Source organism: Rickettsia bellii RML369-C (assembly GCF_000012385.1).
Taxonomy (GTDB): domain Bacteria; phylum Pseudomonadota; class Alphaproteobacteria; order Rickettsiales; family Rickettsiaceae; genus Rickettsia; species Rickettsia bellii.
This window is the reverse complement of record NC_007940.1, coordinates 1205057-1224780: the sequence shown is the minus strand read 5'-3', so window position 1 is coordinate 1224780 and position 19724 is coordinate 1205057. Positions and strand designations below refer to the sequence as shown.

The window sequence follows — 19724 nt, the reverse complement described above, 5'->3', positions numbered from 1 at the left end:
CTAAAACCCTACCGGCTCAAATTTAATATGTTTAACACCTGCCTCTATAGCAGATGCTACTCTTAAAACATTATATTCGTCTAATTGCTTACCTATAACTTGCATACCAAGCGGTAGCCCTCTATTTGACAAGCCTGCCGGCACTGAAACACAAGGCAGCCCTGCTAAACTTGCAGGAATGGTAAATAAATCGTTTAAATACGTAATAGTTGGATCATTTTGTTTTTCACCGATTCTAAATGCTTCTGTTGGAGCAGATGGTAATAAAATAGCATCTACTTTTGCAAAAGCATTATTAAAATCATCAGCAACAAGCCTACGCACTTTTTGTGCTTTTAAATAATATGCATCCATAAAGCTAGAAGAAAGTACATATGTCCCGATCATAATACGGCGTTTTACTTCATCACCAAAACCGGAAGATCTTGTTATTTCATACATCTCATCTAGGCTCATATTTTCTTTCTCTACTCTAAGCCCGTATCTTACGCCGTCATATCTAGATAAGTTTGAAGAGGCTTCAGCAGGTGCTATAACATAATAAACAGCAACGCCATATTTAGTATGCGGCAGAGAAATATCGATTATTTCAGCACCGGCATCTTTAAGCAGCTCTATAGTAGAGTGCCACATCTTCATAATATCAGGCTCGATAATCCCGCCCTCTCCAAGACTTAGAGGTACGCCTATTTTCATGCCTTTTATAGAACTTCCGATAGCAGGTTGTAATTGCGGTACTTCCATTTTAATAGAAGTAGAATCTCTTTCATCAAAACCTATCATTGCTTCGAGCATAATACTGCTGTCTAAAACGCTTCTAGTAAATATACCAGCTTGATCAAGAGAGCTTGCAAACGATACCATACCATATCTTGAGCAGCGTCCATATGTAGGCTTGAACCCAACTAAACCGGTAAAGCTTGCCGGCTGACGCACCGAACCGCCTGTATCACTACCAAGGGCAGCGGTAGCCATAAAGCCGCTTACTGCCGCAGCTGATCCGCCTGAGGAACCGCCAGGCACTAGATCAGCACCATCATCTAAAGCTTTCCATGGGCTAATTACATTACCGAAACAGCTAGTAATATTTGCCGATCCCATAGCGAACTCGTCCATATTGGTTTTGCCAAGCATTACGCCGCCTTTATTAAAAATATTCTGCGTAACACCTGACTCGTAATTAGGAATAAACTCTCTTAATATATTAGAACAAGCAGTTGTTCTAATGCCTTTTGTACAAAAAAGATCTTTAGCAGCGAAAGGTATACCCTCAAGAGTTCTTGAGTGATTTTTGGCATAACTTTGATCAGCCTCTTCTGCTTGTTTTAAAGCTAGATCAAAAGTCTCAGTAACATAAGCATTTAGGTTTTTATGTTTTTCTATTTGCTTAATATGTGCATTAACTAATTCTTTACTGGTAAATTCCTTATTTTTTAAGCCTTTTAGGCTATCTGCTACACTTAACTTATTTAATTCCGTCATATTATTCAACAACCTTTGGAGTAATAAAATATTTCACTTCTTTAGCAAGCTGCTGGCTAGCACCCTGAACATTATCAAATAATTCATTTGAATGGTCTTTGCTTGTAACTTCATCAGGTCGCATTCTTGCTTGCATGTCACAAACAGAAGTTAAAGGCTTAACATCGGTGCAATCTATTTCATTTAGAATATCGATCATATCCATTATAGAGCTAAGCCTGCTAGAGAATTCCTCTACCTTATCTTCCTCAAATTTAAGCCTTGCAAGCTTTGCTATTTTTTTTACTTCTTCTTTTGTAATCATAATTTATTTTGTTTTTATATTTTAGTCTCTAATTGTCTTAAATAATTACATTATTTCCATACAATTGTAATGTAAAGCATGAGTAGACGAAGATCAACTTCAAAAAGAGCAAGGAGTTATAAGACGAGGAACGGAGCGTATACTTAATACGTGAGTACCGAAGTACTTATAGAACGACGTAGCCAATTTTTGAAGTTCATCGAGTATACTATTACACAGTCATTATTTCTTGCTCTTTCTGCTTTATCGCCGAATCAACTTTGCTACTATATTCATCAGTTAGTTTTTGTACCTGTTCTGCTAAACTATGATGTTCATCTTTTGCTATAATATTATCCTTTTCCATTTTTTTGAGTTCTTCATTTCCGTCTCTTCTAATATTACGTAATGAAATTTTAGTATCTTCGCCATATTTATGAGCAAGTTTTGCAAGCTCTTTACGTCTTTCTTCCGTTAAAGCTGGTATAGGTAGCCTGATTAATTGCCCATCTGAGGATGGAGTTAAACCAAGATTTGCTACTGTAATTGCTTTTTCTACTGACGACACCATCGATTTGTCCCAGACCTGCACATTAATTGTTCGTGCATCTGGAGTTGTTAGAGACGCAACTTGTGAGAGTGGCATTCTATCACCATAAGCTTCTACAGTTACGCTATCGAGTAAATTAACTGAAGCTCTACCAGTACGAAGTCCTTTAAGCTCATGATCTAGAACCTTTAAAGCTTTATCCATCTTTTCTTGTAAATTTTTCTTAAGAGTTACTTTATCCATAATTTTTCATCCATATGTTATTGTATAAGTTGTGGTATTATCGTCATTGCGAGGATATGCATAGCAGAGGGCAGAGGCAATCTCAGGATGCTTGATAAGATTGCCGCATCGCTTCGCTCCTCGCAATGACGTTTTCCAGTTAATTCTTACGAGCAATATACTACTCTTCGATTGTAGTATATTCTCCTTGATCTTGAACTACTTTAGCAATATTACCTTGTTCTTTTATTGAAAATACCCTTATAGGCAGCTTATTTTCTCTTGCAATTGCTATAGTTGCCAAGTCCATAACTTGCAGGTTGTTAGTTATAACATCTTTATAGTTAATAGTGAAATATTTTTTAGCATTCGGATTTTTTTTCGGATCAGAATCATATACACCATCAACTTGCGTTGCTTTTAGCAAAACATCGCAATTCATTTCTATTGCACGTAGTACTGCTGCACTATCGGTTGTACAAAACGGATTACCAGTGCCACCAGCAAAAATTACTACTCGACCTTTTTCCATGTGTCTTTTAGCTCTGCGACGAATATATGGCTCGCATACGCTCATCATTGGAATAGCCGATAGAACTCTTGTGTAGATGTTTAGGCTTTCCATAACATTTTGCAGTGTTAAAGCATTAATAACAGTTGCGAGCATACCTATATAATCGGCTGATGCTCGATCCATACCGACTAATGCTGCATTAATCCCGCGATAAATATTTCCGCCGCCAACTACGATGGCAACTTCTACACCTGAATCAATAAGTTCTTTAATATCCCCAGCAATCTTTTTTATTGTGTCATAGTCGTGACCGAATTGCTTATCACCCATTAAAGCTTCACCTGAAACTTTCAACAAAACCCGTTTATATTTTAAATTTGATGTCATATCCTCAAAATTCTTTTAATTTTTTTAATCATTTTACCATTGTGTAAATCATCAATCGATGATTTATTGAGTGCATGCACTAATAACATATTGTTATTTATGTCTAATGTTACTGTACCAGGAGTTAAAGTAATTGAGTTACCATATATTATTTCACCGATATCTTTTAATCCTTCTGCATCAACCCATTCAAAAACTGGTTCTACAACTATATTTCTTTGCCAAATTATTTTAATAACTGAAAAAGCTGACTTGCATATTTCCCAAAATAACCAAGGAAAATATAATATAATTGAAATTTTAGTGGGCATTGGTGTTTCCTGATAGCTTGATATTTGAAGTAAAAGGGATTAGCAGCATTATAAGTATAAATAATAACGCTATCATATTAAATATATTATTTATTGCAATTACAAATGCATCCGTATTTATTTTATTAGCCAATAATAAATATGAGGCTTTTTCGGGATTAAATACTTTTCCGCTTAATAATGCGGTGTATGAATCTAATTGCTCCATTGCCATTATAGAAGTGGAGGGGATGTTTTCTGATAGATATTGCATAAAAATTTTAGTATCATTAGTTAGTATAGTACTAATTACTGCTAGTCCTACCGCTCCTCCAAGGTTACGAGTGAGGTTATAAAGACCGCTCGCATTGCCTACTTTTTCCCTTGGCATATTGCCAAGAGCAATATTATTAGTTGGTATAAAGCAAAACATTAAAGAAAGTCCTCTAACGAATTGTGGTAGTACAAATTCGGCAAATTTAGAATCAGGTGTTAGAAAGCTATTTAAATGACATCCAAGTGCAAAGCCTCCAAGCCCTATAATCAGCATTAGCCGTAAATCTACGCCTGCTCCTAGCATTCTTCCAGCTAGTGGTGCTGATAAAAATTGTGCTATTCCCGTTACCATCATAGTAGCACCGATTTGCAGAGTATCATAACCTGCTATGGTAAATAAGAATAATGGTAATATATATACTGCTCCATATAATCCTATACCCATAACAAAAGAATAGAGACAGCCAAACGTAAAATCTTTATGGAGAAATGTTTTTAAATCTAAAATCGGGTTTATAAAAGTTAGTTCTCTGATTATTAGTAAAATAAATCCTAAAGCTACCGCAATACTTAAAAATAATATTACATTATCCTCAAGCCAGCCTTTTTTATTACCTTCTTCTAAAACATATTGTAGTAAACCAAGAGTCAAAGCCATAATTGCTATACCAAGGAAATCAAAATTTTTCAGCAAGTTGTAATTTGGTTTATCAAAATGCCCATATAAAAAAACTACGCTACATACAAAAATACCAGGTATAACATTTAGCAAAAACATAAAATGCCATGATAAAATTTCTGTAATATATCCCCCAAGCGTTGGACCTAAAGTTGGTGCAACAGTTACAACAAGCCCAATTAATATAGTAATTTTAGGGCGTTGTGATGGTGGAAAAATTATAAAAACAGTGCTAAAAACTGTTGGTATCATAGCACCACCAAAAAATCCTTGTAATGCTCTAAAGATGATCATTGACTCAATGTTCGTTGCAAGTGAGCATAATACGCTCATAATCGTAAAGCCAAGAGCTGCAATAAAGTAAGAAATCCTAGTGGAAAGTAATCTTGCTAAAAATCCCGTAATCGGAATTATGATAACCTCAGCTATTAAATAAGATGTTTGAACCCACGAAAGTTAATCACTTGAAGCCGCAAGTCCTGCTGCTATTACGGATAGTGAACTCGCAACAATTTGGATATCAAGCACTGACATAAACATACCGACAACCATACCAAAAAAAGCAAATAATTGTTGCTTAGAAAGAGGAGGGGTAGCTTGAGAATTATCGTTTGACATAATTAAATAATATAGTTTAACTAAATTATATTATAAATTATCATTAACGCATAAGGAATTTTCAAAAATTTACTTTAAAAATTAAATTAACTAGTGACATGATAATATAACGCAGATACTTCAAAAGTATATATTGATTTAGATTTCTTTTGATTCTATTAATGGAACTTCTATCCATACACCATCATCAAAATCATCTTCATCATCCCACTCATCAGTAAAATTTTTATCTATAAGAAATGTATTAAATATTTCGGTTGTTTCATTTACTTGTCTAAAAATATTTTTTAAATTTATGTCTATATTTTTTCCAACCCCAAGAAAATTTTTTCTTATAAAATTCACAAAAATATTCTCCTTATTGTCTATATTTGGTGCCTTTAAAGTAAGAGCTTAAATTACTAAGGCATAAAAAAATAGTAAGTAATTAAGTTGAGATGAATTTTGATGTATAGATATTCTGTTTTTCTATATTCTCGTAACAAAATGCAATATATTTATACCTAGAGTATATTTAGGTATGATTATCTTCTTGCCTTTTTTCAAAGACATATGATATGTTCTAACAACATTATTTTAGTTAAAATAATGAATTTAATGTTTTTATATTACATTTGTATTCAACTGGATAGTATTGTTAGTTTTATAGTCAATTTATATGGACTTATATGGTAAATTGTTACTAGCTTTTACTTATTAAATTTATAGCTAGTTTAAAACTTATCTAAATTGATTATAGTTTAGCAATAATGTTTCTCAATTACATACATGTAATTATAATAACCACTTTTAAAATAAAATATCAACTATAATATTTCTTTAGTTTTAATTTTTACAAAGAAAGTTTTAATTTGTTATAAAAATACAACTATAATTTGAAACTCATGTCAGATACAGTATTGCAAAAGAATTTATATAAATTCATAAAGGAACGTAATATTCAAATTACAGAACTTGAGAGAAAGGCAGAGCTAAAGAAAAATAGTGTTTATAACATTATTAAAGGTATATCCAGGAAACCTTCCGCAGAGATTCTACAAACAATAGCTGATACTTTAGGTGTTTCAATTAAGGATTTATATAATCCTAATATTAAAGTTAATGGTTACCTTGGTCAAGATGATTATATCTTATTTCAAAAAATCTTGCCTGAGATAATAAAAACAATAAAAAAATTAAATCTAGTAGTTTCTGAAACAGAATTTTCTCAAACCTTAAATGAAGTATTTAATTACTACCGCCCTACACCTGATGAATCTATTGATAATAAAATTATTGAATGGATATTACATCAGCGTGTCCAAGAAAAATATTCAATATGATATTTAGTTTTTATTGTTTAAATATTTAGTGAAATCTAATATCTTCCCTGTATTTAAATTAGAGTTATTTAATGGAGGATACACTATTTCTATTAAGTGTGAGCCATCATGCGAGAAGATATTATATTTAAATTTATGTTCATTTAACGATTTAAATATCTTATAGCAATTTAAAATAAAAAGATCTGTATATTCTTCTATTATAATATCAGATAATTTAATCATTTTCTTTTCATCTAATGAAAAACAATCGTTAGTAATAGTAATTTTATCTTGGTTAAAATCTATCTTAATTATTTGAGGAATATTGCTTTGCCTATCTATAAATTTTACCAAATTAAATACCAAGCTAAATATTAATTGATAAAAAACTTCAAGAGAGCAGTTAATTTCACTCTCTTTTATATTGTTAGTAGTTCTAATACCAATTTTAGCAAAATAAGGAGCGAAATATCCTTGTAATAGCTTGATTAAATTTTCAATATTAATTTTAGTAAGGGATAAATCAGTTAAGTTTATAGGAAAAAGTTGATTCTTAAATGGAAAATCATTTGGATTGTATGTATCTCCTAATTCTTGTTTTAAATATATTTCTGTTAATTTTTTTATAAAGAGCTTTCTTAAGTCATAATCGGCTTTATTATTATTTATCAATGCTGTATTTATTTCAGTTTCTTCATATATTTCTTGATGTAAAATTCTAAAATTCTGCTGTATGGTATTATATATTTTAAAATATATAGATACTAATATTGAAAGAGTTAAAAATGAGCTGATACTATAAATTAACATATTTCTTCGTAATAAATATGCTCCATCTAAATAAAATTGCGAGTCTTTCTTAATACCCAATTTTAAATTTAAAATACCATTTGCTTCTACAAGTTTACTTTCAGTTAAATATTGATCTATATTTATTCTTTCGGAAAATATATCATGATTATTTAAGCTTAATTTATAAATTATAAAAGGAGGAAATATTTTATTTATGATTTCTTTTAAGTTGTGTAAATTAAATATGTATTCTTCTTTTTTATTTCTTACTCTTATAGAATTGGCACTTACTGTGATTAAATTCACAGTAGTTTTAGATTTAGGAATAACTTCAAAACCTTTAAATAAGAAGAATTCTTTATTTGGTATGGAGCTATTAAGAGCATTTTCTAGATCTTGTGTAAGTAAGCTTGATATACTACTCGCATAAGCTTTGAGTAATCCCTTATATTCTTTTTTTTGATAATATATTAAACAATAATAAACTGAAATATTAAAAATAAGAAAAATCAAAAATGCTATAATACAAGAAACTATCTTAATAATAGTATGTTTCACTAAATACCTTTACCTATTTTAGAGTAGTGTTGTTGCGAGCGGCTAAAAAGAACGGGGCAATTTATAAAAAACGCTTGATGTCATTAGCTCACTTGTTGTAGTGGTCTCTTTTATGGATTGTCCGCATGGATCATTTTCTCACCCTGTGGCTTGGGAACTGGTCCAGCTGAAAAATACTAGTATTTTTATTATTTTTCTGGATGCCTTAGGTACAAGAAATTAGATGACTACCTTAGGGTGCTTTTCGATCCACACGGGCAATGCCCTCTATATTAGGATGCAGCTTATGGCACAAGATACCATAAATAGATAACATATTATAGTTGACTGGATTGTCACGCTCATTTCGTTTGTCAAGCTCATGAAAATTGGGTGTCCATGCCACAATGTCGTCATGGTATGACGCAGTTGTTCTACTAATCCACATAATAGAACCTAGTTAGAAATGAGAAATCTACCTTTCCAATAAAGCCGACTAAATCCTTTAATGATAAAGGAAAAACCGAAATCATACAATAATGCATCCATTTTAGGGAAAAATTTTATAGTTTTTCTATCAAAAGTCAATTTTTAAATATAAATTTGTATAAAAAAGTTTAATTACATGCTTTATTTTGCTACTATTATGATATTAATATAATAAAAACAAAACTTCGTCATCTACTTTTCATTTATTAGGATTATATTATTATTCTTGTGCAGGGATTGTTTCGTGGATCAAAAAACGCTCTAAGGTAATCATCTAGTTGCTTGTACCTAAGGCATCTAGAAAAACAACTTTTAATACTAATAATTTTAGTATTTTAAGCTGGATCCTGCGATCAAGTCGCAGGATGAAACAGGAAAAATTGATCTACGCAACAAAGCCATAGGATGACAGGAGGAAACAATCCACGCAATAAAGCTATTTGTACAATTATCTAAATAGTCAGCATTACTAATTAAGTATACCTTTAATACTTCAAGATTTGGTAAATACTAAGATAGAACTTCAAAAATTGGTGACAGTTCTATAAGTACGCAGGTAGCCACGTATTAAGTAACTGCTGCCGCTCCTCGTCTTATGAACTCCTCGCTCTTTTTGAAGTTAATCTTCGTATAAGCCAAATTTCGGGATTCGTCTTTGCTCACTTATCTACGTTCCGCAGACTCACACCGCTTATTTGACTTACCAACTTTTGAAGTATTTGCGGTATATAGATATCGTCATAAGCTACACGACTGTAAGGAGCGTGGCAATCTAGGGAAAATAATAAAAATGCTATGCATTTTACTAGATTGCTTCGTCAAAACTTATAGTTTTTCCTCGCAATGACGATTTTATACTTAGTTAGTAATACCAAATAGTCTAATTATTTAAATTATGGCAATTGAGCTTTAGTATTTCTATACTTTTTGGATGCTGCTCCCCGAATTTCTTTATTTGATGATCACGAAAGTTTTTATAGAAAGATTTAAGAGGTACATGGCAGCTTGCTTTAGCAGCGTTTAAATACATAATACTTATCTCGTCTACATTTTTCATATTTTCTTTATAGTTATTCCAATATATGTTTTCTGCTATGCCGTAAGCTTCTACTGCTTCATCATTTTTATTAAGGCTAGCTAGTGCATTACCTTCAGCAACAAATGCTTTAGCCAAGCTTGTATCTGGTGATGTAATAATTTCCTTATTAGGTCTATTTGTATCGCTAATGAAAATTGTTTTAGCCTTTTCTGCATATTCTAGTGCTTCTTTAGGGTTTCCGAGACCAAGTTTTGCTTTTGACATTTGAGTAAAAACACGCCCAAATATCAGATGATTTTCTTTCTTAACTAACTTATTCATATCATATATTTGTTGTGCTTGAGAATAAGCTTCTTCATATTTACCAAGGTTATTTAATATATCTGCTTTAATAAGATATATATTGCTTAGAAATACATCTTGAGGATTTATTCCATTCTCTACAGCTGTATTTATAGTATTATTAATTTGTTCTAGTGCGTCATCATATTTACTTTGCATGGCGAACAATCTAGCTCTTGCAGAATATAAAGTTATAATATCGGCTTTATCAACCAACCCACCGTTAAACATATCCTCCATAATTTGAATATTATTTTTTGCTTCTTCAAGCTGACCGAGTTCAATATATGCCAGTGCCAAAGTATAATTTATATTACATCGGTAAGAATTATATCCTTGAATATCCTCATAAACTTTTTTAGCTCTTATATCATATTCAATTGATTTATGATGGTTTCCAAGATGCCTATAATATCCACCTATAAGACTTAAATATGAGGCATAATCGCATTTTTGATAATTTAAAATTACCTTTGCTATCATTTTCATTAAACCAATCTACTAATTTTTGAGCACTATATAAATCTAAAGAATTTATATATTGTGTTATCAAATTTATTTTTAGTCCTAAAATTACATTTATGGGTATATCATATTTTTCTGCGTTTTTTGTGATTATATCTATGTTACCTAATACTGTTTTAGCGTTTCTAAAAATACGTGCCTTTACCACGCTTGAAGGTACAGAACTTATATAATTAGTAACGACCTGATCAATAGATTCTTTATTATTAGTATATCCATTAATTTTTAATATTTTTTCTGCTATAACATCATGCATTTCAAATGTTGGATTATCTTCATTTGGCTCAATATTAGTGATTAAAGCAAATTTGGAAATATTATAAATGTCATCATCTAAATGATCCTTATCCGAAGTGATACAATTTAAAAATTCTTTTGAAAAACTTTGATTGTTAATTAAAGCTATTTCATTTAGTAATTTTCTAGCAGAAGTACTTAACTCATTAATAGCAAGTCTAATATTTAGCTCAATTTTATCATTAGCTCCTTGTATTTGCTTCTTATATTCATTTAAGCTTAAACCCTGTACCTGATTTAATATTTGTGATCCTTGAACCATAAGAATTGGATATCCTTTAAATTCTTGGGCTAAAAATTCTATCGATTCCGAATTATTACTTTCTAAAATATTTTCTATAAGCATTTTAGATTCTTTTTCCTCAAAAGCAGTAATTTTTACGATATTTGGTAATAATTCACTGTCCTGTGAACAAAATATAATATTGCCATTATGTTCCCAATTAATAAAATCTGCTATTTTTTTATTCTCGCCTACTTTTAAATTATCAAACACTAATAACCATTTATCTTTACTAGCTAGATAAGTCATTAATTCCTTTCTTACCATACTAATATTATCTGAAATGACTGCAGAATTTGCTTGAGCGTTAATAACTTTAGCAAGCTTCATTAACTGTCCATCAATATCTAAATTACAATCTATAAACCAAATAAGATCATAATCAGCCTTATTATCATAAGCGTACATCCTAGCAACCTGAGTTTTACCCATACCACTCACACCTAATATGCCTGATTGTTTATATTTGATTAAGTTACTTTTGATCTTTTTTATTTGTGATGTATGATTTATAAAATAGCTAACAGGTGTAACAAGATTAGATATTTGTTCTCTTGCGAATATATTCTTACTCATTAAGAGTATGATAGTCAGTAATATATATTTTTTCATAATCTTTGCTAATTCTAATTTTTAGATGTAAATATTTAGGGTTTTTTCGATCAAAAGTCAATAAAATTTTATTACGATACAAAATTAATGCTGCAACTTTTAATTTTCAACTAGATTATCTTGACTAAATCATAATAACATGCTCTTATTTCAAGTATAATCAAACTAAGTAATAAAATTAATTTGATTTATTAAGAAAAATTTATTATACTATTAATTTTTATTAACATGTTCATTGATCAAGATGGAAAATCCAACACAAAAATTTATATCTTTTTCAGAACATAAAGCTGATATAGAGCGTATAAAACAAGCAATAGAAGAAGGATGGGCAATAGTAAAACTAGTGCCTAATAAGGGACGTTTTATTGGTCTTTTGGAAAAAATTTCGCATGCAGAAGATGATGAAACCGTATATATCCCGCCAAGAAAAAAAATATTAGTTAATTAATATTTTTTCTATTGAAGTTTATATTATCATTTCCTTTTATTCTTTTCTTTTAAAAAGAGTATAAAATTGCTATTTTAAAAGAAAAGAACTACATAATGCCATCATTCGAACAAACAAAAATCTTACCTTATAAACCTCAGGAATTATTTAATTTAGTTTGGGATATAAAATCTTATCCTAAATTTCTACCTTGGTGTGTAGCTAGCAGAGTTATTTCAGAAAATAGTGAAGAAATCGTTGCGGATCTTGTGATTCAGTTAAAAGGTTTTTCAGAAAGTTATCGTTCTCATGTTACTAATAAAATAATAGATGATAAAGAATATTTCATTAATACCTTGGCTATTTCTGGGCCTTTTAAGTATTTAAAAAGTACTTGGCAATTTACTTCACATCCTGTAGGAACTGAGCTAAAATTTTTTATTGATTTTGAAATGAAATCGAAAATATTTGAGAAATTAGTTGGCAGCTATTTTATTAAAATAACCGAAAAAATGATTGCAGCTTTTGAAGAAAGGGCGAGAGGAATTATTAAGTAAGGTAAAGAAACTTTAATTTTACCTTACTTAATTGATAGAAAACTTATAATACAGCTTCTATAGCATTTCCTGATAATTGTACGTCGGTGCTACAAACATTATCATAAACAAAAGTTGCAGCTGCGGCTGCTCCATTTACTGCACATAAAGTACCTTCATAAACGGTAGATCCTGCGTCATATAATGCATGAGCAGTATTTTTTATGCACTCTACTACATTTTCAGAATTAGCAGCTACTGTAACTGCTACAGTACCTACCATACTAGCTGTAGGATGGAAAAATATTGTACTAGCAAGGCTTTTTACTATTACCTTTGCAAATTCTGGTAAAGCAAACCCAAAAGCATATCCTGTCATTACTGAGCCAGATATTTCTTTAAAAGTAATAAGACCTAAAAGAATTTGTGGTAAAGTTTTTACGGCATAACTTGCTGCTTCAGCAGAATGCTGACCACAATTTATAGCTGATTCTTGAGTATTATCAAGATGCGTTTTACTACTACTAGCAAAATAATTAAACATTTTAGAAAACATTAACTTTCTCCATTATTAAATTGAATTACCATATTTTATGGTTTCTAGAACTTAAGTAAAAACCACCATAAAACATAAGTAAATAAATGTCAACCATTTAGTTAAATATTATTAATAATTCATTTTCTATTTAGAGCAACTAGGTAAATTTCTGTTGATTCTTTGCGGCTGGATGATGGTTTGAAATGTTTGACAGTAGAGAATTCACGTTTCACTTTGTTTAAAAGCTCATTTTCAGCCCCACCACGAAAGATTTTAGCAATAAAATGACCGGAAGGATTTAAAACTTTTAAAGCAAACTCAAAAGCTTGCTCGCATAAAAGCAGAGTTCTTATATGATCGGTAGCTTTGTGACCTATAGTATTTGATGCCATATCACTCAGTACTATATCAGCCTTGCCTTTTAAAGCTTGTATAATCAATTCTTCAGTATCTTTTTCAAAGAAATCTTTTTGAAAAGATTCAACTCCAGGAATTGGTTCGATTTCAAGTAAATCGACTGAAATTATTTTATTTTTTAAATTACCATCCGTAGCTTTAATAAGTTTAGAAGCTACTTGACTCCATCCTCCTGGAGCTGCTCCTAAATCCACTACTTTCATATTTGGAGTGAAAATTTTAAATTTTTCATGAATCTCAAGAAGTTTATACGCAGCCCTTGATCTAAAGCCTTCAATGCGTGCTTTTGCAACATAAGGATCATTTAACTGACGCCTTAGCCAGTTACTAGAAGAAACAGTGCGTTTTTTAGAAGTCTTAACTCTAACAAACTTATTTCTATAACCGCTTAAATTATTTGTCATAAAATCTTTTATTTTCGTGTGCTATTTTATCTAATATAGAATTAACAAAGCCTATTTCGTGATCATTTAGCATATCATTTGCTATATCTGTATATTCATTAATTATTACTTTAGTAGGTATATCTGGAAAAAATAATAATTCACATATACCACTGCGTAATAAAGCTTGTAGCAAAATAGGTATATGATTTTGGTTTTTATCATTTACTAGATGATTACTTATAATTTCATCTATTTTATCAATATTTTCAAATACCAACTTTACCAACATTTTAAAATGACTTATAGTTAGTGATATTTTTATGGGTGAATCAGTCATAGAAGTATCGTTGCGATAAAAAGAAAGTACATTTTCTATTATATCATCTATATTGTCATTGTTCCGTAACATATGTTGATATATAGCTTGTATTGCTGCAATACGTGCAATCGACTTCTTATTGATTTTATTTGAACTCATAAAAAGGAATAAAGTTTTAAATTTAGTATACTATACTTTAAAACTACTTATTTGTATACTCGTTTAATTTGGAAAATTGGCTACGTCATTCTATAAATGTGCAGGTAGCAACGTATTAAGTCATTGCTGCCGCTCCTAATTTTATGAGCCGATTACTCTTTTCCAAATTAAACTTCGTCTACCTACATATTAATAATAAAAAATTATGTTATCTATAGTCGGATTTATTATAACAATTAGTATCTTGGTGTTTATCCACGAACTAGGGCATTATGCAGTTGCAAGATTCTTTAATGTAAAAATCGAAGAATTTTCGATAGGTTTCGGCAAAGAATTAATCGGTATTACAGACTCAAAAGGGGTTAGGTGGAAAATTTGTTTATTGCCCCTTGGGGGATATGTTAAGATTTATGGTTATGATCGAAACATTATGGATAAAACGCAAGAAATAAATGAAAAAGTAGCGTTTTATGCTAAGTCTTGTTTTGAGCGTTTTTTAATAGTTGCAGCAGGACCTTTAATTAATTATTTCCTTGCTATAATAATATTTGCCGGATTTTATTTTTGCCTTGGTAAAGTAGAAATTCAGCCTGTAATAGGGGAGGTAATAGCTGAATCACCAGCAGAAAAAGCTAATTTGCGAGAGGGTGATAGAATTGTTAAAGTTAATAATAAATTAGTTAAAGATTTTAGTGATGTACAAAAAGAAATACTAATTAATGGTTTAAATTCTTCTACTTTATTAATAGAGCGAAAAGGTGAAGAATTTACTGTTAGTATAATGCCTGAAGAAGTAGTTGTAGAAAAAGCTAGAAAAATACTGCGTATTGGTATTATGGCTAAAAATGAACCTGTTCACACTAAAATAGGGATATTATCAAGTTTATCGGAAGCAATATGTAATACTATAGATGTATCGGTTGTAACTTTAAAAGCAGCATTACAAATGATTGTAGGAAAGCGATCAGTAAGTGAAATAGGAGGTCCGGTAGCTATTGCAAAAGAATCAGGAAGAACTTTAGAACATAGTATAGAGATGTATTTACTATTTATAGCAATGCTTTCGGTAAATTTAGGATTACTTAACCTGTTACCTATACCGGTACTTGATGGCGGTCATTTATTATTCATATTATATGAAGCAGTTACAGGTAAATTACCGAATATTAAAGCTAGAAATATTTTATTACAAATAGGGATAATGATAATAATTTTCCTTACTGTAATTTCTTTTTCTAACGATATAAAAAATTTATTCTCTTAAGTAGGTAGATTTACTTGCTCTAGTTAATATTATTTACTATAGTGTACGTTTAACGCAAAAATTTTAAATAAATCTTATAAGAAGGTTTTAGGTGATAATCAGGTCAATTATTAAATTAGCAATTTTAACATTAACAATTTTTTACTATAACATTTCCTTAGCAGATTCAGTTATTCGTAAAATAACTATAGAAGGTAATCATAGAATTGAACGCTCTACTATTGAGAGCTATTTAAAGCTAAAACCTGGTGAAAGCTATAATAGTTTAAAAGAAGACGAAGCAATAAAACGCTTATATGCTACTTCACTTTTTAGAAACATCAAAATGGATATGTCAAGCGATGGTAATTTAATTGTTAGCGTTACTGAAACTCCATTTATAAGCAGTGTAGTGTTTAGAGGTAACTCTAAAATAAAAGCTAATATGCTATCTAAAGAGATTTATACAATGGCAGGTGAGTCTTTAAGCCAAGCTAAAATTGAATTAGATGTAAAAAAAATATCAGAAATTTATAAGCGTAGCGGACGTTTTGCTACTATAGTAACACCTAAAATTGAAGATTTAGAAAATAATAGAGTTAAGGTTATTTTTGATATCGCAGAAGGACCAAAAACCGGTATTAAATATATTTATTTTAGTGGTAATGAAAATTATAGCGATTCAGAGCTTAAATCTATTGTTTTAACTAAAGAATCTCGTTGGTTTCGTTTCTTAGATAGTAATGATACTTATGAACCTGATCGTATTGAATATGATAAAGAATTATTAAAAGAATTCTATCAATCAGTTGGTTTTGCAGATTTTAGAGTAATTTCGGTATCAGCTGAGTTAAATAATACCAAAGAATATTTCGTTCTTACATATTCTCTTGAAGAGGGGGAAAAATATAATTTCGACAATGTTACAATAGAAAACAAATTAACCAATATCGATATAACTCCTGTTAATAAAATTGTCAATATTAAGCAAGGTAGTGTTTTCAATATGAAAACAGTTGAAAATATTGCTGATAAAATTGGAGAATATTTTACAGCAGTAGGCTATCCAGCAGTGAATGTTTATCCTGATATTGTAAAAAATCCTGATCATACAATCAATATTAAATTTATTATAGAGAAAGCCGATAAAGTTTATATCAATAAAATTAATATTATTAATAACCTTAAAACTGAAGATCATGTTATAAGAAGAGAGTTTAAATCTGAAGAAGATGATATACTTAACCGTTCTTATATTGAAAAAGGAGAACGTAATCTTAGAAACTTAGATTATTTTGAGAAGATAGGAATTACTTTTGCTCAAGCAAAAACCAAGGATAAATATGACTTAAATGTTGATGTTGATGAAAAATCTACTTCTTCTGTCGGTTTTGATTTAGGGTATAACACCACAGGTGGGGTATTTGGACGCTTCTCTTTCTTAGAGTATAACTTAGTAGGTACAGGTAAAATACTTAATGCTGGGGTGCAGGTAAGTAAAAATACTACTAGCTATTATGGTGGTATTACTGATCCACATTTCTTAGATCGTGATTTATCCCTAGGTGTAAGCGGATTTATCAATAAAAGCGGTCGTGGTCAGAGTGTGCTTTCCAACACAGATCAAAATTATAGACAGCATTCTGTAGGTGGTAAAACTTCCTTAGGTTATGAAATTAAAGAAGATTTAAGTCACGAAATAGATTATTTAATTAAACGTGATACTTTGAGTGCTCCATCTCCATCAAGCTCAATATTTTTACAGGAGCAAATGGGTAAGTTTATTACTTCTGCTATTGGTCACACTATTGCTTATGATCAAAGAGATAGTAAAATTATTGCGAAGAATGGTTATTTAGTAAGTGTTAGTCAAGAATATGCTGGTATTGGAGGTGATAATAAATATCTGAAACATGAAGTTGATGGTAAATATTATAAATCTTTCATACAAAATAAGCTTACTTTAAAACTATCTGCTTCTGGAGGTGATATTGCAGCACTCGGCGGACGAGTTATTAGAATTTCAGATCGCTTTAATTTAGGTGATTATAGCTTAAGAGGTTTTGCTAGCGGTGGTGTTGGACCACGTGAAAAAGTTACTAATGAAGGTTTAGGCGGTAAAAGATATTATACATTTTCTACTGAACTTAACTTCCCAACTCCAGTACCTGAAGAATTTAACCTCACTGGTGCAGTATTTATGGATTTAGGAAGCTTATGGGGAGTAGGCTTAAATAAAGCAAAATATCAAAGTCCAAATGGTATCTATAATGATAAGTCACTTAGAGCATCAGTTGGTTTTGGATTTATTTGGGTAACACGCTTTGCACCAATTAGAATGGATTGGGGTTTTGCGGTTAAAAAGAAGAAATACGACGATACGCAGCATTTCCACTTAAGATTTTCTACGCATCTTTAGTGGTATTATAATCTAGTTTGCTTCAGGCTTGCATAGCTTGAAAAAAGTGTAAAATGTCATCCTAACGTAGTCGTTGTGCTTGCGTGAAGTAATTTTTCCTTTCTCATCCCGTGGCGGCATTGCCCTCATGGATCATTTCCTCCTGTCATCCCGTGATTTATTCACGGGATCCAGTTAAAAATATCAGTAATATTGATATTTTTAGTTATTTTTCTGGATCTAGTTCCCAAGCAACTAGATGACTACCTTAGGGCGTTTTTCGATCCATGCAAGCAAACCTCACGAGGGAATGAAATCGAAGCCATACAACAATGCCGCCATGGCATAACACAGATGTGAAACCGAACCACACCACAATGCCATGCGAAAATTGTATTAAGGACGCATTGTTAGGTTCGTGAAGAAAAATTGGTATTACTAACTAAATATAGATATCGTCATTGCGAGGAAAAACTATAAGTTTTGACGAAGCAATCTAGTAAAATGCATAGCATTTTTATTATTTTTCCTGGATTGTCAAGCTCCTTGCAGTCGCATAGCTTATGACGATATCTATATTTAGTTAGTAATACCAAAAAATTAAATTAATTTTCCTTTACAGAGCCTAGTACTTCCACAATAATACTTTCAAAATAATTTTCTTATTTTAAATTCTTGCCGATGTAGCTCAGCTGGTAGAGCGGTGCATTCGTAATGCGTAGGTCTGGGGTTCAAATCCCCACATTGGCACCGTAAACACAAGATGAATTATTAACAATCCTACATAATTAAACTCAATTGGATTGGACAACATGCATTAATACAAACGCTTATAACTAATAGGCAAACTGGCGAACAACTAGCTACCTGCTCTCAATTCAGGATATACTGCTAATAAATGAAAAGTTGGGTAGACGAAGTTTTATTTGGAAAAGAGCATGGAGTCTGTAAGCCGAGGAGCGGAGCGTACAAAAGGTACGTGAGCATCTGAAGGATACAAAGACGACATAGCCAATTTTTCAAATAAAACGAGTATACTATAGTCGGTTCAATTTGATGATTTAATAGAACTAATTAATTCCATTATCGCATTTATTTCAAAAAGGTTGCATATGTTGTTTAAGTTATCATCTATATTAATTTTATCAAAAGCTTTATAATATTCTTGCAAAAGTAAATTTTCTAAATAGTTAGTAAGCGAATCAGCAAATTTTTGATTAGTATAAGTTTTTTTTTGCTTTTTAAAATCTTCTAATAACACTAGGTTGTCCTTAGAATCATTCGCATGGATAATATTACTCTGATCGGATTGAGTAAAATAATTATAAATTTTTTGTATTTTATCAGTATATTGGTAATTAAGCATATAATCAATTTTACTATAAATATACATTGATCTTAAAAACATTAGATTTTGATATTCTGGAATTTTAGGATAGAGATATTCACCTTTCCAATAAGTCCATAAATTAGATGAAAAAAAAACTAAAACATATCCTCCGGCATAATGTAAATTATTAAACTTTATATCATCTTCTTCAAATAAAGAAGACAAAGCTTTTGAAAATGAGTCAACCATCTCTTTTATTATAGTTTGAGTATCAATTTTAATAGAAATATTAGGATATTTCTTAGTTACTTCTTGTTGAAAAACTTTAAGGGTAGGAAGTGCTACTTTTTTAATTTTAAAAATTAAGGAAGAGTTATAGATTAATTTTGAATATTCTTCTTTTTTTCTTTGCATGAGTGAATCTAATCTAAAATGTTACTATGGGAC

General features: G+C 30.6%; 18 protein-coding genes, 1 tRNA gene and 1 pseudogene. 6 read left to right on the top strand and 14 right to left on the bottom strand.

All coding sequences use genetic code 11. The annotated features are described in order from the left end of the window. From gatA to RBE_RS05875, 7 genes and pseudogenes are all read right to left on the bottom strand, one after another. Complete coding sequence (gatA, locus tag RBE_RS05910) at positions 1-1482, bottom strand: Asp-tRNA(Asn)/Glu-tRNA(Gln) amidotransferase subunit GatA (RefSeq protein WP_011477793.1); 1482 nt, start codon at positions 1480-1482, stop codon at positions 1-3. A gap of 1 nt (position 1483) precedes the next feature. After that, on the bottom strand, positions 1484-1786 hold the full coding sequence (gatC, locus tag RBE_RS05905) for an Asp-tRNA(Asn)/Glu-tRNA(Gln) amidotransferase subunit GatC (RefSeq protein ID WP_011477792.1): 303 nt from the start codon (positions 1784-1786) through the stop codon (positions 1484-1486). A gap of 211 nt (positions 1787-1997) precedes the next feature. After that, positions 1998-2558 (bottom strand): ribosome recycling factor, encoded by a 561-nt coding sequence (frr, locus tag RBE_RS05900; protein WP_011477791.1) that lies wholly within the window; start codon positions 2556-2558, stop codon positions 1998-2000. A 160-nt stretch (positions 2559-2718) separates the two neighbouring features. Further along, the gene (gene pyrH, locus RBE_RS05895) at positions 2719-3438 is read right to left on the bottom strand and encodes a UMP kinase (protein WP_011477790.1); all 720 of its coding nucleotides are present in this window, start codon (positions 3436-3438) and stop codon (positions 2719-2721) included. Next, on the bottom strand, positions 3435-3749 hold the full coding sequence (locus tag RBE_RS05890; RefSeq protein ID WP_011477789.1) for a monovalent cation/H+ antiporter subunit E: 315 nt from the start codon (positions 3747-3749) through the stop codon (positions 3435-3437). The genes pyrH and RBE_RS05890 overlap by 4 nt, the downstream gene beginning before the upstream one ends. Then, positions 3739-5301, bottom strand: a pseudogene (locus tag RBE_RS05885) (DHA2 family efflux MFS transporter permease subunit). Before RBE_RS05885 ends, RBE_RS05890 begins: the two are co-directional and overlap by 11 nt. Before the next feature lie 138 nt (positions 5302-5439). Then, a complete protein-coding gene (locus tag RBE_RS05875) occupies positions 5440-5646 on the bottom strand; it encodes a hypothetical protein (RefSeq protein WP_012151641.1) in 207 nt (68 codons plus the stop codon). A gap of 539 nt (positions 5647-6185) precedes the next feature. On the opposite strand from RBE_RS05875, the gene RBE_RS05870 reads away from it, so the two are divergent. Beyond that, the gene (locus RBE_RS05870; RefSeq protein ID WP_011477786.1) at positions 6186-6623 is read left to right on the top strand and encodes a helix-turn-helix domain-containing protein; all 438 of its coding nucleotides are present in this window, start codon (positions 6186-6188) and stop codon (positions 6621-6623) included. A gap of 3 nt (positions 6624-6626) precedes the next feature. Here the strand turns inward: RBE_RS05870 and RBE_RS05865 are convergent, their stop codons facing one another. The 3 genes from RBE_RS05865 to RBE_RS09305 form a co-directional block, all read right to left on the bottom strand. Next, on the bottom strand, positions 6627-7955 hold the full coding sequence (locus RBE_RS05865) for a hypothetical protein (protein ID WP_011477785.1): 1329 nt from the start codon (positions 7953-7955) through the stop codon (positions 6627-6629). A gap of 1348 nt (positions 7956-9303) precedes the next feature. After that, a complete protein-coding gene (locus RBE_RS09310) occupies positions 9304-10287 on the bottom strand; it encodes a tetratricopeptide repeat protein (protein ID WP_143549773.1) in 984 nt (327 codons plus the stop codon). Beyond that, positions 10211-11521: a hypothetical protein gene (locus RBE_RS09305; RefSeq protein WP_011477783.1), complete on the bottom strand. Its 1311-nt coding sequence runs from the start codon at positions 11519-11521 to the stop codon at positions 10211-10213. The genes RBE_RS09310 and RBE_RS09305 overlap by 77 nt, the downstream gene beginning before the upstream one ends. Positions 11522-11765: 244 nt before the next feature. Here RBE_RS09305 and RBE_RS05845 point away from each other — a divergent pair, with 244 nt between their 5' ends. Continuing rightward, a complete protein-coding gene (locus RBE_RS05845) occupies positions 11766-11972 on the top strand; it encodes a DUF2674 domain-containing protein (RefSeq protein WP_011477782.1) in 207 nt (68 codons plus the stop codon). Between the two features lie 95 nt (positions 11973-12067). Continuing rightward, on the top strand, positions 12068-12508 hold the full coding sequence (locus tag RBE_RS05840) for a type II toxin-antitoxin system RatA family toxin (protein WP_011477781.1): 441 nt from the start codon (positions 12068-12070) through the stop codon (positions 12506-12508). A gap of 43 nt (positions 12509-12551) precedes the next feature. On the opposite strand, the gene RBE_RS05835 is transcribed toward RBE_RS05840, so the two are convergent. The 3 genes from RBE_RS05835 to nusB all read right to left on the bottom strand — a co-directional run bounded on the left by RBE_RS05835 (position 12552) and on the right by nusB (position 14306). Beyond that, on the bottom strand, positions 12552-13043 hold the full coding sequence (locus tag RBE_RS05835; RefSeq protein WP_011477780.1) for a hypothetical protein: 492 nt from the start codon (positions 13041-13043) through the stop codon (positions 12552-12554). Positions 13044-13162: 119 nt separating this feature from the next. Then, positions 13163-13846, bottom strand: coding sequence for an RlmE family RNA methyltransferase (locus tag RBE_RS05830; protein WP_011477779.1), 684 nt, complete (start codon positions 13844-13846; stop codon positions 13163-13165). Beyond that, complete coding sequence (gene nusB, locus RBE_RS05825) at positions 13836-14306, bottom strand: transcription antitermination factor NusB (protein ID WP_011477778.1); 471 nt, start codon at positions 14304-14306, stop codon at positions 13836-13838. The genes RBE_RS05830 and nusB overlap by 11 nt, the downstream gene beginning before the upstream one ends. A gap of 205 nt (positions 14307-14511) precedes the next feature. Between nusB and rseP the strand changes: the two genes are divergently transcribed. From rseP to RBE_RS05810, 3 genes are all read left to right on the top strand, one after another. Further along, the gene (rseP, locus tag RBE_RS05820) at positions 14512-15570 is read left to right on the top strand and encodes an RIP metalloprotease RseP (RefSeq protein ID WP_011477777.1); all 1059 of its coding nucleotides are present in this window, start codon (positions 14512-14514) and stop codon (positions 15568-15570) included. Between the two features lie 91 nt (positions 15571-15661). Continuing rightward, entirely contained in the window at positions 15662-17968 is a 2307-nt protein-coding gene (gene bamA / locus RBE_RS05815) for an outer membrane protein assembly factor BamA (RefSeq protein WP_011477776.1), read from the top strand. 656 nt (positions 17969-18624) lie between these two features. Beyond that, a tRNA-Thr gene (locus RBE_RS05810) sits at positions 18625-18697 on the top strand. A gap of 298 nt (positions 18698-18995) precedes the next feature. Here the strand turns inward: RBE_RS05810 and RBE_RS05805 are convergent. Next, a complete protein-coding gene (locus RBE_RS05805) occupies positions 18996-19691 on the bottom strand; it encodes a hypothetical protein (RefSeq protein WP_011477775.1) in 696 nt (231 codons plus the stop codon). Between the last annotated feature and the right edge of the window lie 33 nt (positions 19692-19724).

Coding starts and splice junctions, on each gene's coding strand:
- rseP (WP_011477777.1), top strand. CDS start 14,512: ATGTTATCTATAGTCGGATTTATTATAACAATTAGTATCTTGGTGTTT.
- gatA (WP_011477793.1), bottom strand. CDS start 1,482: ATGACGGAATTAAATAAGTTAAGTGTAGCAGATAGCCTAAAAGGCTTA.
- RBE_RS09310 (WP_143549773.1), bottom strand. CDS start 10,287: ATGATAGCAAAGGTAATTTTAAATTATCAAAAATGCGATTATGCCTCA.
- RBE_RS05845 (WP_011477782.1), top strand. CDS start 11,766: ATGGAAAATCCAACACAAAAATTTATATCTTTTTCAGAACATAAAGCT.
- RBE_RS05805 (WP_011477775.1), bottom strand. CDS start 19,691: ATGCAAAGAAAAAAAGAAGAATATTCAAAATTAATCTATAACTCTTCC.
- RBE_RS05840 (WP_011477781.1), top strand. CDS start 12,068: ATGCCATCATTCGAACAAACAAAAATCTTACCTTATAAACCTCAGGAA.
- RBE_RS05870 (WP_011477786.1), top strand. CDS start 6,186: ATGTCAGATACAGTATTGCAAAAGAATTTATATAAATTCATAAAGGAA.
- nusB (WP_011477778.1), bottom strand. CDS start 14,306: ATGAGTTCAAATAAAATCAATAAGAAGTCGATTGCACGTATTGCAGCA.
- frr (WP_011477791.1), bottom strand. CDS start 2,558: ATGGATAAAGTAACTCTTAAGAAAAATTTACAAGAAAAGATGGATAAA.
- RBE_RS05835 (WP_011477780.1), bottom strand. CDS start 13,043: ATGTTTTCTAAAATGTTTAATTATTTTGCTAGTAGTAGTAAAACGCAT.
- RBE_RS05890 (WP_011477789.1), bottom strand. CDS start 3,749: ATGCCCACTAAAATTTCAATTATATTATATTTTCCTTGGTTATTTTGG.
- pyrH (WP_011477790.1), bottom strand. CDS start 3,438: ATGACATCAAATTTAAAATATAAACGGGTTTTGTTGAAAGTTTCAGGT.
- RBE_RS09305 (WP_011477783.1), bottom strand. CDS start 11,521: ATGAAAAAATATATATTACTGACTATCATACTCTTAATGAGTAAGAAT.
- gatC (WP_011477792.1), bottom strand. CDS start 1,786: ATGATTACAAAAGAAGAAGTAAAAAAAATAGCAAAGCTTGCAAGGCTT.
- RBE_RS05830 (WP_011477779.1), bottom strand. CDS start 13,846: ATGACAAATAATTTAAGCGGTTATAGAAATAAGTTTGTTAGAGTTAAG.